This window comes from Mycoplana rhizolycopersici (assembly GCF_013378445.1).
GTDB lineage: Bacteria > Pseudomonadota > Alphaproteobacteria > Rhizobiales > Rhizobiaceae > Mycoplana > Mycoplana rhizolycopersici.
In genome coordinates this window covers 277,338-292,109 of the sequence record NZ_JABXYK010000004.1, presented here as the reverse complement: position 1 = coordinate 292,109, position 14,772 = coordinate 277,338, and the positions used below count along the sequence as shown (strand labels likewise).

General features: G+C 63.3%; 13 protein-coding genes. 7 read left to right on the top strand and 6 right to left on the bottom strand.

Annotated features, from left to right (window positions below):
• The first annotated feature begins 117 nt into the window (after positions 1 to 117).
• The 3 genes from HV823_RS08630 to HV823_RS08620 all read left to right on the top strand — a co-directional run bounded on the left by HV823_RS08630 (position 118) and on the right by HV823_RS08620 (position 4,548).
• Positions 118 to 1,617 (top strand): S10 family peptidase, encoded by a 1,500-nt coding sequence (locus tag HV823_RS08630; protein WP_425487645.1) that lies wholly within the window; start codon positions 118 to 120, stop codon positions 1,615 to 1,617.
• A gap of 167 nt (positions 1,618 to 1,784) precedes the next feature.
• Complete coding sequence (locus tag HV823_RS08625; RefSeq protein ID WP_176949304.1) at positions 1,785 to 3,218, top strand: aldehyde dehydrogenase family protein; 1,434 nt, start codon at positions 1,785 to 1,787, stop codon at positions 3,216 to 3,218.
• 415 nt (positions 3,219 to 3,633) lie between these two features.
• Positions 3,634 to 4,548, top strand: a complete 915-nt coding sequence (locus HV823_RS08620; protein WP_176949303.1) for a DMT family transporter — start codon at positions 3,634 to 3,636, stop codon at positions 4,546 to 4,548.
• Positions 4,549 to 4,551: 3 nt separating this feature from the next.
• Here the strand turns inward: HV823_RS08620 and HV823_RS08615 are convergent, their stop codons facing one another.
• Complete coding sequence (locus HV823_RS08615; RefSeq protein WP_176949302.1) at positions 4,552 to 5,466, bottom strand: SMP-30/gluconolactonase/LRE family protein; 915 nt, start codon at positions 5,464 to 5,466, stop codon at positions 4,552 to 4,554.
• A gap of 119 nt (positions 5,467 to 5,585) precedes the next feature.
• Positions 5,586 to 5,981 carry a VOC family protein gene (locus tag HV823_RS08610; RefSeq protein WP_176949301.1) on the bottom strand — a complete coding sequence of 132 codons (396 nt, stop codon included), beginning with the start codon at positions 5,979 to 5,981 and terminating at the stop codon, positions 5,586 to 5,588.
• 237 nt (positions 5,982 to 6,218) lie between these two features.
• Here HV823_RS08610 and HV823_RS08605 point away from each other — a divergent pair, with 237 nt between their 5' ends.
• Genes HV823_RS08605 through HV823_RS08595 form a run of 3 tightly spaced genes read left to right on the top strand, consistent with a single transcriptional unit; the run spans position 6,219 to position 10,057 of the window.
• Complete coding sequence (locus tag HV823_RS08605) at positions 6,219 to 7,610, top strand: aspartate aminotransferase family protein (protein ID WP_176949300.1); 1,392 nt, start codon at positions 6,219 to 6,221, stop codon at positions 7,608 to 7,610.
• Positions 7,607 to 8,995 (top strand): glutamine synthetase family protein, encoded by a 1,389-nt coding sequence (locus HV823_RS08600; protein ID WP_176949299.1) that lies wholly within the window; start codon positions 7,607 to 7,609, stop codon positions 8,993 to 8,995. Before HV823_RS08605 ends, HV823_RS08600 begins: the two co-directional genes overlap by 4 nt.
• Positions 8,996 to 9,022: 27 nt before the next feature.
• Positions 9,023 to 10,057: a histone deacetylase family protein gene (locus HV823_RS08595; protein WP_176949298.1), complete on the top strand. Its 1,035-nt coding sequence runs from the start codon at positions 9,023 to 9,025 to the stop codon at positions 10,055 to 10,057.
• 117 nt (positions 10,058 to 10,174) lie between these two features.
• On the opposite strand, the gene HV823_RS08590 is transcribed toward HV823_RS08595, so the two are convergent.
• The 3 genes from HV823_RS08590 to HV823_RS08580 all read right to left on the bottom strand — a co-directional run bounded on the left by HV823_RS08590 (position 10,175) and on the right by HV823_RS08580 (position 13,293).
• The gene (locus tag HV823_RS08590; protein ID WP_176949297.1) at positions 10,175 to 10,669 is read right to left on the bottom strand and encodes a nuclear transport factor 2 family protein; all 495 of its coding nucleotides are present in this window, start codon (positions 10,667 to 10,669) and stop codon (positions 10,175 to 10,177) included.
• A 143-nt stretch (positions 10,670 to 10,812) separates the two neighbouring features.
• Entirely contained in the window at positions 10,813 to 11,955 is a 1,143-nt protein-coding gene (locus HV823_RS08585) for an L-lactate dehydrogenase (protein ID WP_176949296.1), read from the bottom strand.
• Between the two features lie 60 nt (positions 11,956 to 12,015).
• Complete coding sequence (locus HV823_RS08580; RefSeq protein WP_176949295.1) at positions 12,016 to 13,293, bottom strand: L-fuconate dehydratase; 1,278 nt, start codon at positions 13,291 to 13,293, stop codon at positions 12,016 to 12,018.
• A gap of 169 nt (positions 13,294 to 13,462) precedes the next feature.
• Between HV823_RS08580 and HV823_RS08575 the strand changes: the two genes are divergently transcribed.
• Positions 13,463 to 14,299 carry an amidohydrolase family protein gene (locus HV823_RS08575; protein WP_176949294.1) on the top strand — a complete coding sequence of 279 codons (837 nt, stop codon included), beginning with the start codon at positions 13,463 to 13,465 and terminating at the stop codon, positions 14,297 to 14,299.
• An 89-nt stretch (positions 14,300 to 14,388) separates the two neighbouring features.
• Here HV823_RS08575 and HV823_RS08570 read toward each other — a convergent pair whose 3' ends face one another.
• Positions 14,389 to 14,571, bottom strand: coding sequence for a hypothetical protein (locus HV823_RS08570; RefSeq protein ID WP_176949293.1), 183 nt, complete (start codon positions 14,569 to 14,571; stop codon positions 14,389 to 14,391).
• Positions 14,572 to 14,772 lie beyond the last annotated feature (201 nt).

Sequence of the window (14,772 nt, the reverse complement as noted above, 5' to 3'; positions counted from 1 at the left end):
CAACACCTATCGATCGCAAGACCTTTCCCACTCGCTCCCGCCAATCAATTTGAGTTGAGTTCCGGTGCCGGTCCTCCGTCCGTAAACTGCCGCCGAACTGAAACGAGGAAGCCGGATTTGCGCTACCATCTCCTATCGATCGCCGTCATCGCCGCTCTTGCCGTTGCACCGCTCGGCGACGTGATGGCGCAACAGCCCGCACCGCAACAATCCCGCTCCGGTCTTCTGGATCTGCTGCCGGGCGATGCCGTCACCGACCATGTGCTGCGCCGCCCGTCGAGCGACCTGCCTTATACCGCCACCGCCGGCACGCTGGAACTGCGGGGACAGGACGGCAAGGTGAGCGCGAAGATCTTCTATACCGCCTACACCGCCAAGGATGCTCCCGCCGAACGGCCGGTCACCTTCGCCTTCAACGGCGGACCGGGCGCCGCCTCCGCCTATCTTCACCTCGGTCTCGTGGGGCCGCGCATCCTCGATTTCGGCAGCGAGCAGGGCAGCACCGCCCCGGACGGGACACGGCCGGCGCTTTCCGACAATCCGGACAGTTGGCTCGACTTCACCGATCTCGTACTGATCGACCCCGCCGGGACGGGCTGGAGCCGGGTGGCCGGCAAGGATGCCGAGGCGGCCTACCACGGCGTACGCGCCGATGCGGAAAGCCTTGCCAAATTCATCGCGCTCTATGTCCAGAAGAACGGCCGTTCCGCCGCACCGAAATATCTGCTCGGCGAAAGCTATGGCGGCTTTCGCGCTGCCAAGGTCGCAACCGCACTGAAGGAGAGCCAGGGCATTCTCGTCTCCGGTATCGTCATGCTCTCGCCGATGATCGAAAGCCGCTACATTTTCGGGACCGGCGATCCTGTCGGCGCCGCCTTGCAGCTTCCTTCGCTGGCGGCTGCGGAGATGGAGCGCAAGGGCGCCTTCTCCGCCGAGGGCATCCAAGAGGTGGAACGGTTCGCGATGAGCGATTACCTTGTCGCGCTCGCCGGTGCCGCCCCGAGCGGCGACGACGCCGACCGCCTCTACGCCCGCATCGCCGAGATGACGGGCATCGGCAAGGACGCGGTGGCACGCGCCCGCGGCTTCGTCGGCGATATCTATACGAAGGAGCTCGACGGTGCCCCGGACAAGATCGCAAGCCCTTACGATGCAGCTTATCTCGCGGACGATCCCTATCCTGAAACATCGGAAGACCGTGGGGCCGACCCGATCCTCGACGGCTATACGCGCGCCTACGGCGGCGCGTTTGCCGCCTATGCGCGTGACGAACTGAAGTTCTCGACCGAAATGACCTACCGCCTGCTGGACAAGGACGTGAACCGCCGCTGGGACTGGAACGGCGCCCGCTCCAATGTCAGCGCGACCCGCGATCTTCGCGAGCTTCTGGCGACCATCCCGTCCCTCCGCGTCATGGTGGTGCATGGCTACAGCGACGCCATCACGCCCTATGGCGGCAGCCGCTATGTCCTCGACCACCTTCCTCCCTCCCTCACAGAAGGTCGCGTTGGGCTGAAGCTCTATCGGGGTGGTCACATGTTCTATACCGACCCCGGCGAACGGAAGGCCTTCACCGATGAGGTGCGGGGCTTTTATGCCGACAACGACAGGGGCTGAGTTGGCAAGGCGTCACCGTCGCCGCGCAAGGACAGCAGTCCCAGGCGCTGCATCCCTTTCTTATCCCCGGAAGGGTATTGCGCTTTGGCATGGTGGCAGACATTCTCCCTCCGCCGGCCTTAAGCGACGGCGGGAAACGAAAAGAATGAATGCGACGGGAGAAAAGCATGCTGGACAAACGCAATTTCTACATTGACGGCAAATGGGTGGACCCGCTGACGCCGCGCGACCTGGAGGTGATCAATCCGGCGACCGAGAAGCCGATCGCGTGGATCTCCATGGGCACTGCTGCCGACATCGATCGGGCAGTCGCCGCCGCCAAGAAGGCGTTTGCGAGCTATAGCCAGACCAGCGTCGACGAGCGCCTCGCCCTGCTGGAGAAGCTCCTCGCGGTCTACAAGCGCCGCTATGACGAGATGGCCCGCACGATCACGCTCGAACTGGGTGCCCCGATCACCATGAGCACCGAACAACAGGCCGACGTCGGCGTCGGCCACCTGCAGGGCTTCATCGACGCGCTGAAGCGCCTGAAGAGTCGTGAAGTGCTGCCGAACGGCGACGTGGTGCGGCGCGAGCCGATCGGCGTCTGCGGGCTGATCACGCCTTGGAACTGGCCGATCAACCAGATCGCGCTCAAGGTCGTGCCGGCACTGGCGACCGGCTGCAGCTGCGTGCTAAAACCTTCCGAGTTCACGCCGCTGAACGCCTTGCTCTATGCCGAAATGGTCGAGGAGGCAGGTTTCCCCGCCGGCACGTTCAACCTCGTCAACGGCGACGGCATCGAATGCGGCGCAGCTCTTTCGAAACACAAGGACATCGACATGATGTCCTTTACCGGTTCCACCCGCGCCGGCATCGCCGTCAGCAAGGACGCGGCCGACACCGTCAAAAGGGTGACGCTGGAACTCGGCGGCAAGTCTCCGAACATCGTGTTCGAGGATGCCGACCTGGAGGATCGTGTCGCAAGCAGCGTTGCCGAGTGCTTCAACAATTCCGGCCAGTCCTGCGATGCGCCGACGCGCATGCTCGTGCAGCGCTCGGTCTACGACAAGGCCGTCGCAATCGCGGAGAAAGCCGGTAAGGAGGCTAAAGTCGGCAATCCGGAACAGGAAGGCAGCCATATCGGCCCACTCGTCTCCCACATCCAGTTCGGGCGTGTCCAGGCGCTGATCGAGGCAGGTGTGGCCGAAGGGGCGCGCGTGCTCGTCGGCGGCCCCGGCAAGCCGGAGGGCTTCGAGACGGGTTACTTTGTCAAGCCGACGATCTTCGCCGACGTCAACAACGACATGCGCATCGCCCGCGAAGAGGTATTCGGCCCGGTTCTGTCGATCATCCCCTTTGATACCGAAGAGGAAGCGATCGCGATTGCCAACGACACCAACTACGGCCTTGCTGCCTATGTCCAGACCGGGAATGCCGACCGTGCCGAACGCGTCGCCGCACGCCTTCGCGCCGGCATGGTTCACATCAACGGCGGGCCGCATCGTTACGGCAGCCCGTTCGGCGGCTTCAAGCAGTCGGGCAACGGCCGCGAAGGCGGCATCTTCGGGCTGGAGGACTTCCTCGAGGTGAAGACCGTCCATCGGCCCGACGCCGCGTAGACGGCGATCGAAGGTACATGAAAGACGGCTGTCGGGCGCATCGATCGATGCGCCCGATCGTTTTGCCTTGGAGCATATTCCTAAACGACGCACCTTTCGGCCAGGTCCGGCGGCGATGTCTATCAGCGCAAGCTGCGTAAGTGCCATGCTCTCTCCGTTGGTCAGTCGCTCCGTCTCGCCGCGGACCCCTTCCTCCGCGGGCGGCATTTCGCCCCGGTGGGCGCCGTCGATCGGCGTCGCGCTCTTTTCGCTATCTTTTCAACGATACGCTGCGGGAAGCTTCGTCAATCTGAATGCAGCCATCAATATTGTTGACTGGATCGCCGGAATTGGATGTGCAAAGGGCTGTTGATCATCCCCCTGTGGCCCGTCGACGCCTCACGCAGGCTCGCAGCCCAAGCGCGCAGAACCGGCCATGACAGATGCGACCGCCACCTCCGTAACGCCGTCGAACGCGACGCGCCTGGGCGTGCTGTTCATGCTGCTTGGCATGGTGATGTTCTCGTTGAACGATGTGCTGGGCAAATGGCTGGTGGCGACCTATTCGCCGTCGCAGCTCATGTTCATTCGCAGCCTGGCGGCCATAGCCGTTCTGCTGCCGTTCTTCTGGCGCACGGGATGGCACAATCTCGTGCGCGTGGAACGCCCTCGCCTGCAGGCCCTCCGCTCCCTGCTTTTCGCCTTCGAGGCGACCGCATTCTACTTCGCCGTCGGTTACATGCCGCTCGCGGACGCCATGACCTACTGGCTTGCTGCGCCGATCTATGTCGCGGCACTCTCGCCACTGATGCTAGGCGAAAAGGTGGGCTGGCGCCGCTGGAGCGCGATCCTCGTCGGTTTCGCCGGCGTCGTCATAGCATTGGAGCCCTCCCGGGAGAGCCTCACATTGCCGGCGCTCATCGCGCTTGCCGGCAGCATTGCCTTCTCTTTCGCCATGATATTCGGCCGCACCTTGCGGGCAACGCCCGACACGACGCTGGTCTTCTGGCAGGTCGCGGGGGCGGCCCTTTTCTCGCTGGTGGCGCTTGCCTTCGATCCCGCCGGATGGGCTCCGGTACGGCCGTTGGATATAGGCCTTCTCAGCCTGCTGGGTGTCGTCGCCATGGCGGCACACATGCTGGTGAACCGGTCGCTCAAGCTTGCGGACGCCGCAACCGTCGTGCCGCTGCAGTACACGCTCCTGCTTTGGGCGGTCGTCTTCGGGCTGATCTTCTTCGGCGACATGCCGCGCACCGCCATGCTGGTCGGGGCCGGTTTCATCGTCGCCTCAGGGCTTTTCATCTTCTTCCGGGAACAGAAGCTCAAACGGGCACGGCTGCCCACACCATAGGACCTACGGAACCTGTGCGCCCTTTGCCGTCGTGTAGATCGCATAGACCGATGTCGTCGCAGTGATGAACAGCCGGTTGCGGCGCGGACCGCCGAAGGTGAGGTTCGACACGGATTGCGGCACGCGAATGCGTCCGAGCAACACGCCATCGGGTGCGAAACAATGAACGGCGGGACCGCCGCTGGTCCAGACATTTCCGTTCGTATCGACACGCAGGCCATCGGGCACGCCACCTTCGACGAGCGCGAACACGCGGTCGTTGGCAAGGCGCCGACCGTCCAGGACATCGAAGGCACGGATCTGCGGCGGCCATTGTGCGTCGTGGCTCGAAGCGGAGTCGGCGATATAGAGAATGCTCTCGTCCGGCGAGAAGGCGAGGCCGTTCGGCTGGCCGAAGTCGGTAACGACAGCGGCGATGTCCCCGCTCGCAGGGTCGAGGCGGTAGACGTTGCGCGTCTGCTGTTCCGGTTCGGCCTGATAGCCTTCGTAGTCCGACAGGATCCCATAGGTCGGGTCGGTGAACCAGACGGAACCATCTGAGCGCACCACCACGTCGTTTGGGGAATTCAGTCGCCGTCCTTCAAAGCGGTCGGCAAGAACGGTAATCGTGCCGTCATATTCCGTCCGCGTGACCCGCCGGGTTGCATGCTCGCATGAAACGAGCCTCCCCTGCCGGTCACGGGTGTGGCCGTTGGCAAAGTCGGAAGGCTGCCGGTAGACCAAAACGCCGCCGTCCGGCGTCCAGCGCAACATACGCTGGTTGGGGATGTCGCTCCAGAGAAGCTGGTTGGCGTCGGAAAACCATACCGGCCCCTCCGCCCAGCGGCAGCCGGTATAAAGCTCTTCCAGCCGTGCGCTGCCGACGATCAGGCTGCTGAACCGCGGGTCGAAAATCTCGTAAGGCTTTTCCTGCGTCATCGGGCCTCCCCTTCCCTGTCGCTCGCATCGTCCTTGCCGCAGTCTGCGTCCAGCAGAACGACGTGACGCAAAACTGCCAGTTGCAGTTTCCGCGATCAAGCGGCCCTGGATACCTCTGCCTACTTGTAACGGCCATGCCGCTGCAGGACCTCGATCTTGTAGCCGTCCGGATCGGTCATGAAAAAGAAGCGGGCGATCAATTCTCCATCGCGCTTGAACTCCACGATCTTGTTGGGATCAAGCCCCAGCTTTGTCAGCCGCGCATGCTCCGCATCCAGATTATCGACCGAAACGGCGAAATGCCCGTAGGCGTCGCCGAGAGCGTAAGGTTCGGTACGGCCCTTGTTGATCGTCAGTTCGAGCTCGAATTCGCTCTCCTCGTTGCTCAGGTAAACGAGCGTAAAGGTATCGAAATCCAGCCGCTCCGCCACGTCCAGGCCAAAGGCGTCGCGGTAAAAATCGACCGAGCGCTGCTCGTCGAGCACGCGGATCATGGAGTGGATGGACTTCGCCAAGGTGGCCTCCTTGTTCTCTTCAAAGTGCGGCAAGCATGCGCCGAAACTGCTGCGAGCGGTAGCAGCGCCTCGCCACAAACGCAATTTTTTCGCCACGGCTTCGTCAGGAATGCATACAGGCTCTGCGTTGACAATTGAGATCACATCTCAATATAAGTGATCACATTTCGGAAAGACGCAAAAGCGCGCCGAGCACAAGCTGAACACGATGAGCTTCGAGGGGTGCGCATCTTGTCAATGCACAAGGCAACAACGTCCGGCCAGAAGTCCGAACTGGAAGCGCGCGCGGCAGCGATGCTTGAGACCGAACGGGAACTTTTCGCCGAGCGCCGGCCACGCACAGCGGCAGCCCATGCGCAATCCGGACCCGGCTTCTTCGACGGCGTGCCGCAGCACTGGATGCTCGACTGGCCCTCCCCGTTCCCGCCGATCATCGAAACGGCGGCCGGGGTGACCCTTACCGATATTGACGGCAACCGGCTGACGGATCTCTGCCTCGGCGACACCGGCGCCATGTTCGGACACGGGCCCGAGCCGGTGCTGAGAGCCCTCGCCAACGCCGGCACCCGCGGGCTGACCACTATGTTGCCGTCCTCCGACGCCCATTCCGTCGGCAAGCTGCTTGCCGAGCGCTTCGGCCTGCCACAATGGCAGCTTGCCGCCACCGCCAGCGACGCCAATCGCTTCGCCATCCGTGTGGCCCGCGCAGTCACCGGCGGCGCTAAACTGCTGGTCTTCGACGGCTGCTATCACGGAGCCGTGGACGATACGCTGGTCGATCTCGTCGATGGGCGTACGGTCTCGCGTCGCAACCTGCTCGGCCAGGTGCGCGACCTCGGCGAACTGACCGTCTCCATTCCCTTCAACGACGAGGCGGCCCTTGCGTCGGCCCTTGCGGCCAATGACATCGCCTGCGTGCTCGCCGAACCGGTGATGACCAATTGCGGCATGATCCTTCCCGACCCGGGCTTCCACGACGTGCTGCGCCGGTTGACACGGGCTGCCGGCACGTTGCTCCTCATCGACGAGACGCACACCATCTCGACCGGCCCCGGCGGCTACAGCCGGAAGCATGGGCTTGAGCCTGACCTGATGGTCATGGGCAAGCCCATCGGCGGCGGCATTCCGGTCAGCGTCTGGGGCATGAGCGAAGCGGTGGCCGAGAGCCTGCACGTCGTTCGCCGCGAGCAGAGCGGCCACGGCCATTCCGGCATTGGCACCACGCTTTCCGGGAGCGCGATCCAGCTCGCCTGCCTGCGCGCCTGCCTGGAAGAGGTCATGACCGACGCGGCCTACGAGACCATGAATGCGCGCGCAGACCGGATCGAAGCCGGTTTCAAGGCCGCGATCGCGGCGAACGGGCTGGAGTGGACGGTTTCGCGCGTCGGGGCGCGGCTTGAGGTGGTGTTCTCGCCCCATACGGTGCGGAACGCCGTCGAAGCGCGCCTTGCCGCTTCCGACACGATCGAGCAGGCGCTGCATCTCTCCATGCTCAATCTCGGCTATCTGCTCACCCCGTTCCACAATATGGTGCTCGTCAGCCCGGCGCTTACGGCCGGAGAGGCCGACGGCCTCGTCGAGGCGTTTGCCGCAGTGCTCGGGCGGCTGGTGAAGGGGAAGGACGCATGAGCAGGGACACATCCGCACGCCCCGAGGGCATAGCCGACATCGTCGAAGCTGAAGCCTTCCTTGCTGCCCATCCGGAAATCAGCGCCTTCGATCTGGTCCTGATCGACGCCAACGGGATCGCGCGCGGCAAGATCATACGCCGCCACGAACTGCTACCGATCTTCCGCTCCGGCCGGCATCTGCCGGGCTCCATTCTTGGCCTGGACGTCTCCGGCGAGGACGTGGAGGAAACAGGACTGGTCTGGTCGGACGGTGATGCCGATCGCCGCGCCTGGCCGATTGCCGGTTCGCTGGTGCCGCTGCCGTGGACCAATCCACCGCGCGGCGAGGTCCGCCTGTCGCTGTTCGAACTGGACGGCTCGCCGATGGCCGCCGATCCGCGCCAGGTTCTCTCCCGACGCGACACGCTGCTGAAGGCACAGGGTTTTCATCCTGTTCTCGCCTACGAATTGGAATTCTACCTGCTGGACCGCGAAAGGGACGCAGCCGGCAACTTTCAGCCGCTACGGCTGCCGCTTTCCGGTGAGCGCCCGGAGGGCATCCAGGTCTACGGCGTAAACGAGCTCGACCGTCTTGAACCCTTCATCGACGCGGTCTACAGGGCGGCGGAAGCGCAAGGCCTGCCTGTCGAGACGATGATCTCGGAATACGCACAGGGGCAGTTCGAGCTGACCTTGCGCCACGGCAGCGCGCTACGCGCCGCCGACGATCTCGTCATGCTGAAACGGCTTCTGCGCGCGCTGGCGCTACGCCACGGCATGATGGCCTGCTTCATGGCCAAACCGTTTCCCGGCCGCGCCGGTTCGGGGATGCATGTGCATGCAAGCCTTGCCGATGCCGCGGGAGAAAACCTGTTTGCCGATCGCGCAGGCGCGCTTTCGCCGCTGATGACGCAGGCAGTCGCCGGGCTGTTGCAGACGATGGACGAATCCATGCTGGTTTTCGCCCCGCACCTGAATTCCTGGCGGCGCTTCTCCGCCCAGAGCTACGCACCGACGACGCCGACCTGGGGAACGAACAACCGCTCCGTCGCAGTGCGCATCCCAGCAGGCGCCGGTGCCGGACGGCATCTGGAACAGCGGGCGGCGGGGATCGACGCCAATCCCTACCTCGTCGGTGCGACCGTCCTTGCCGCCATGCAGAGAGGCATCGCTGCGAAGGCGGATCCGGGTCCGCAGACGACCGCGTACGCGGAAGGTGCCGGCGACAGCCTTCCACCGGACTGGCGCAGCGCCATCGACAAGGCGGCGGCTTCCTCGTTCCTGAAGGAGGCGCTGGGCGAAAGGATGCACCACGTGTTCCTGGCGCTCAAGCGCGCGGAATACCGCCGCTTCGCCGCCGAAATCACGCCCCTGGAGCGCTCGCTCTACGGTGAAATCGTGTGACGCCGTTCCCATCAGCAGGCCGACCGCATGAAGACCTTCTACACCGCCGACCACCACCTGCATCACAGCGGCATGGAGGTTTCCTTCGGCAGCATCGTCGAAACCTTCGAAAAGCCCGAGCGGGCGGAAATCGTGCTGTCCCGTATCAAGGAAGTCGGGCTCGGCCCGGTCCTCGATCCGCAGCGTTACGAACGCGAGCCGATCGAGCGGGTGCACACGGCCGACTATCTCGATTTTCTGGAGAACGTCTTTGCCGAATGGCGCGCGGCCGGCCGCGACGGCGAGGTCTGGCCCTATAGCTGGCGTCACCGTTCGATGCCGCCGATTGATAGCCCACCCTCCGGTCTCGACGCGCGGCTGTCCTACTACTCCTTCGACATGGCCGGCTCCATCACTGAGACCACGTGGCAGGCGGCGCGGCGCGCAGCCGATACGGCGCTGGCGGGCGCGGATGCGGTGCTTGCCGGCGACCGTGCCGCCTTCTCGCTGTGCCGGCCTCCGGGCCATCATGCCGGACGCGACTTCTTCGGCGGCTACTGCTACCTCAACAATGCGGCGATCGCTGCCCAGCGCCTGCGCGACCGCGGCCATGACCGCGTCGCGATCTTCGACATCGACTATCACCACGGCAACGGTACACAGGAAATCTTCTACGACCGCGCCGACGTGCTGCTCGCCAGCCTGCACGGCGATCCGGACTTCGAGTTTCCCTTCCATCTCGGCTATGCGCGCGAGCGCGGCGCAGGTCCCGGCGAGGGTTACAATCTCAACTATCCCCTGCCGGCCGGAACCGGCTGGGCGGAGTGGCGGGACGCCTTCGAGGATGCGCACGCACGCATCCGCGATTTCCAGCCGTCGGCCCTCGTCGTCTCGCTTGGCGTGGATACGTTCAAGGACGACCCGATCTCGCAGTTCATGCTGGAAGGCGGGCACTTCCTCCTCATCGGCGCGCGCATCGCCGCCTTCGACGTGCCGACGCTTTTCGTGATGGAAGGCGGCTATGCGGTGGAGGCGCTCGGCGTGAATGCCGTCAACGTGCTGCAGGGATTCGAACGCGCCTGACGCGTCCCGCAAAATTGTGCGGCGGTATTTCGACAACAAAAACCCCTTCACCGAGCATCGCCCCGCGATGCCCGGCCAATTGTCAGCTCGTGGAATCAGCCCGCAGGCTACGGTGCTTCAGGCTCTCGGCCTGCTTCCCGGATCCTTGGCGGCGCGCGGCTCCAACGGCAGGCCGGGCACACCGGTCCAGATGCCGGACGGCTTCACGAAGCCGATCATCTCTGCCGCCATCAGCGTATCGACGAACTCGACAAACTCGATGATGCGGCCGTCGCTGAAGGTCAGCTTGTCCAGCATCTCCGTATCGATGAAGGTGTCTGTCGGAATGAACCGTATCGAACCGGAACGATGGACCAGCACCGTGTCTCCGTCGACATGCATGCTCTCGATGTCGAGGCCCGAGACGTCCCAGTTCGTCATGAGGTCGCCGAACCGGGCGCTGATTTCGGACGTACCCTCGGTCATGTGCGTCAGCGGTCCGAGCCTGTAGTTTCCGGCGATGCGGAAGCAGGCGTTCGGATCGACCAACGCCATGATCTGTTCGATGTCGCTGTCGTTGCGTGCCCGGTAGAATGTCCGGACAGTCCTCTCGAGTTCTCTGCGATCCATCATGGATGCGTCCCTCCGTTTGAACGGCGGAAGTCTGCACCCGAATGCCCTGGCAGACAATCGGGTGGCAGCATCCAATGGTATTAGCGTAAACTAATATTAAGGGACGCACCAAACAGAGACGCAACCCGGTGGAATTGCACGCATCAGTTACCCTGGTGCAGATTGCGCCGCGAGAGGTTCCGCACGTCCCGCTCGCCGCAAAGCGCCATGGTGATGTCGAGTTCCTTGCGGATGATTTCCAGTGCCCTCGTCACGCCCGCCTTGCCGCCGGCTCCGAGGCCATAGAGGAAGGGACGCCCGATATAGGTGCCCTTGGCACCGTAGCAGAGCGCCTTCAGCACGTCCTGGCCGGAGCGGATACCACCATCGAGATGCACTTCGATGTCGCCACCGACCGCATCGACGATGCGTGGCAGCATGCTGATCGAAGACGGCGCACCGTCGAGCTGACGGCCGCCGTGATTGGAGACGATCATCGCGTCCGCGCCGGTCGAAACCGCCATGCGGGCATCCTCTTCGTCGAGGATACCTTTGAGGATCAGCTTACCGCCCCAGCGCTCCTTGATCCAGGCGACGTCCCTCCAGGACAGCTGCGGATCGAACTGCTCGGACGTCCACACCGAAAGGGAGGTGAGGTCGGTGACGCTTTTGGCGTGGCCCACGATGTTCCCGAACGACCGGCGCTTCGTGCCGAGCATCTGCATGCACCAGAGCGGCCGCGTCGCCATCTGCCAGATATGCTTCGGCGTGAACTTCGGCGGCGCCGACAGTCCGTTACGAATATCCTTGTGGCGCTGGCCCAGAATCTGCAGATCGAGCGTCAGCACGAGCGCCGAGCACTTCGCAGCCTTCGCCCGCTCGATCAGGTTGATGACGAAGTCGCGGTCCTGCATCACATAGAGCTGGAACCAGAACGGTTTCGTCGTGACCGAAGCAATGTCCTCGATCGAGCAGATGCTCATGGTCGAAAGCGTGAACGGGACGCCGAACTCTTCTGCCGCCTGCGCCGCCAGCATTTCACCGTCGGCGTGCTGCATGCCGGTCAGTCCGGTCGGCGCAAGCGCCACCGGCATGGAAACCTTCTGCCCGATCATCTCGCTTTCGAGGGACCGGTTGGTCATGTCCACGAGAACCCGCTGGCGCAGCTTCACCTTCTGGAAATCTTCCTCGTTGGCGCGGTAGGTGCCTTCGGTATAGGCCCCGGAGTCGGCGTAGTCGAAGAACATCTTCGGCACCCGGCGCTTGGCCCTCGCCTTTAGGTCGGCAATCGTCAGAATATCGTTCACGCTTCACCCCTACATGCGGCGGGGCGCAATGCGACGCGCCCCGAATTCGACTGTCATCTTTTAGGAGCGGAACGTGTATTCGGCAATGGATTCCGGCTTCATTTCGATGGAGAAGCCGGGGCGCGACGGCGGCATGTAGGCAGCATTGCGGATAATGCATGGATCGACGAAATGCTCATGCAAGTGATCGACATATTCGATGACCCTACCCTCCTTCGTGCCGGATACCGCGACGTAGTCGATCATCGACAGATGCTGCACATATTCGCAAAGCCCGACGCCCCCCGCATGCGGCCACACGGGCAGCCCGTATTTCGCCGCCACCAGCAGAACGGACAGCACCTCATTCAGGCCGCCCATGCGGCAGCTGTCGATCTGGACGACATCGATGGCGCCCTCCGCGATGAACTGCTTGAACATGATGCGGTTCTGGCACATCTCGCCGGTGGCGACCTTCACCGGGCCGATGGCCTCGCGGATCTTGCGATGTCCGGCGATATCGTCGGGACTGGTCGGCTCCTCGATGAAGAAGGGATTTGCAAAGGAGAGCCTCTTAACCCAGTCGATTGCCTGCCCGACCTCCCAGACCTGGTTCGCATCGATCATGAGGTAGCGGTCGGGCCCGATCACCTCGCGCGCGACCGTCAGCCGGCGGATGTCGTCGTCGAGATCGCGACCGACCTTCATCTTGACGTGGTTGAACCCCGCATCGACGGCCTCCTGGCACAGGCGCCTGAGCTTCTCTTCCGGATAGCCTAGCCAGCCGGCCGAGGTGGTGTAGCAGGCATAGCCCTCGCGCCGCAGCGTCTCGACCCGCTCAGCCTTGCCAACCTCGGCCTTCTTCAGGATCGCCACCGCCTCGTCGCGGGTCAAAACGTCCGTCAGGTAGCGGAAGTCTACGATGTCGGCGATCTCCTCCGGTGAGAGCTCGGAGACAAGCTGCCACACCGGCTTTCCGGCCTGCCGCGCCAGCAGATCCCACATGGCGTTCACGACCGCACCGGTGGCAAGGTGCATCGCTCCCTTGTCAGGACCGATCCAGCGCAACTGGCTGTCGCTGGTCAGATGCCGCCAGTATTTTCCGGGCGCCGCACGTACCTCTTCCAGCTCCGTCCCGACGACAAGGTGCTCCATCGCCCGGATCGCCATGCAGCAGATATCGTTGCCCCGGCCGATCGTGAAGGTCAGCCCGTGGCCGGCAAGGCCGTCCACGTCGGTGTCGAGGATGACGTAGGCGGCGGAATAGTCCGGGTCGGGGTTCATCGCATCCGAACCATCAAGGCTCCTGGATGTCGGAAACCGCAGGTCGAACACGCGCATGCCGGTGATGCGGGCCATCTTTTCCTCCCCTTGCGCGCCGGACGCAACCGGGCGTTTCCGGTGTGCCTTTCAGCGCTTGAAATCCGTCTTCTGTTCTTTATACATAAAGGACAAATTTTGCCGCTGTCAACAAATGCCGGGGCGAGGAAATCCAGCATCATGCGCACGGCGCCGGAGGGAGGAAACCATGTTCATCGACACCCATCTGCATCTCATCGACCAGTCGCGCCTTGCCTATCCCTGGCTCTCCGGCGCAGGCGACCTGAATCGCGACTTCACCTATCCGGAATATGCGCAGGAGGCGAAAAGGCTCGGCATCGAAGCGGCCCTGCACATGGAAGTGGATGTCGCCACCTCGGACATAGAGGTGGAGACAGAAATGGTGCGCAGCCTGGCAGAGACGCAGGGCGACCTCATCCGCGGCGTGATCGCCGCCTGCCGCCCGGAGGAAATCGGTTTCGCCGACTATCTGGAGAAATGCGAAGCCGACCCGTTCGTGAAAGGGCTTCGCCGGGTCCTGCACGTCGTTCCCGATGACATTTCCGAGCAGGCCCTGTTCCTTGACAATCTCAAGCGGATGGGCGGGAGCAGGTTGACCTTCGATATCTGCATGCTGGAACGCCAGCAGCCGCAGGCCATCGCCCTCGTGGACAGCGCGCCGGACGTCCGCTTCGTGCTCGACCACTGCGGCGTGCCGGACATCGTTTCGGGCGCGCTGGACCGCTGGAAAAAGGGGATCGCCGAGATCGCCAGGCGACCGAACGTCATCGCCAAGGTTTCAGGTGTCGTCGCCTATGCCGATCCCCGGAGCTGGACTGTCGAGACCATTCGACCTTATGTGGAGCACATCGTTTCCAATTTCGGCTGGGATCGGGTTGTGTGGGGCAGCGACTGGCCGGTGTGCACGAAAGGCGGCGGGCTTTCCACCTGGGTCGGGGCGACGCAGGCCATCTTCGGGCCTTGCTCAGCCGACGAGCGCGAAAAGCTCTATCGTGCGAACGCGAAACGTGTCTGGAAAATTTGAGGGACTACGCCGGCTTGCGTGCAGGCCAGGCGGGAAGTTGGGTCGCACCGAATGCGATGAACGAGAAAGATCGCCCAAGCGGCGATGCGTCAGTGACCAATCAGGCCAAGCACGATCGCTGCAACGAACAGCAGGGCCGCGCCGGCGACCACCTTGCAGACAATGCCATCCAGGACTTTTTTGCGCGTTGCGCTGGCGCGCGCGGACGGCGTTTCATGCCTGTGGCCGAAGCCGGCCTTGCCGAAAGCATCCACGTTGCTCATCGTCGCCATCCTTAACCTGTTAGGACTTCGTCCTGAACGCGGCGCCCGCACGAGCACCACCTGCCGGGCACTTCATGTCCGGCAGGATTTGATTATAAAGAATGTCTATAAGAATGATAGGGTTTAATTTTCTCTTTTTCGCCACATTGATGAACGGACGTTTACGGCTTTCGGCAGGTGCGCGACACACATATTCCGCATGGCGGGCGA

What these genes read in the sequence shown, in the direction of transcription:
- HV823_RS08625 (WP_176949304.1), top strand. Translation starts at nt 1,785, where the DNA reads ATGCTGGACAAACGCAATTTCTACATTGACGGCAAATGGGTGGACCCG.
- HV823_RS08620 (WP_176949303.1), top strand. Translation starts at nt 3,634, where the DNA reads ATGACAGATGCGACCGCCACCTCCGTAACGCCGTCGAACGCGACGCGC.
- HV823_RS08615 (WP_176949302.1), bottom strand. Translation starts at nt 5,466, where the DNA reads ATGACGCAGGAAAAGCCTTACGAGATTTTCGACCCGCGGTTCAGCAGC.
- HV823_RS08605 (WP_176949300.1), top strand. Translation starts at nt 6,219, where the DNA reads ATGCACAAGGCAACAACGTCCGGCCAGAAGTCCGAACTGGAAGCGCGC.
- HV823_RS08600 (WP_176949299.1), top strand. Translation starts at nt 7,607, where the DNA reads ATGAGCAGGGACACATCCGCACGCCCCGAGGGCATAGCCGACATCGTC.
- HV823_RS08595 (WP_176949298.1), top strand. Translation starts at nt 9,023, where the DNA reads ATGAAGACCTTCTACACCGCCGACCACCACCTGCATCACAGCGGCATG.
- HV823_RS08590 (WP_176949297.1), bottom strand. Translation starts at nt 10,669, where the DNA reads ATGATGGATCGCAGAGAACTCGAGAGGACTGTCCGGACATTCTACCGG.
- HV823_RS08580 (WP_176949295.1), bottom strand. Translation starts at nt 13,293, where the DNA reads ATGGCCCGCATCACCGGCATGCGCGTGTTCGACCTGCGGTTTCCGACA.
- HV823_RS08575 (WP_176949294.1), top strand. Translation starts at nt 13,463, where the DNA reads ATGTTCATCGACACCCATCTGCATCTCATCGACCAGTCGCGCCTTGCC.
- HV823_RS08570 (WP_176949293.1), bottom strand. Translation starts at nt 14,571, where the DNA reads ATGGCGACGATGAGCAACGTGGATGCTTTCGGCAAGGCCGGCTTCGGC.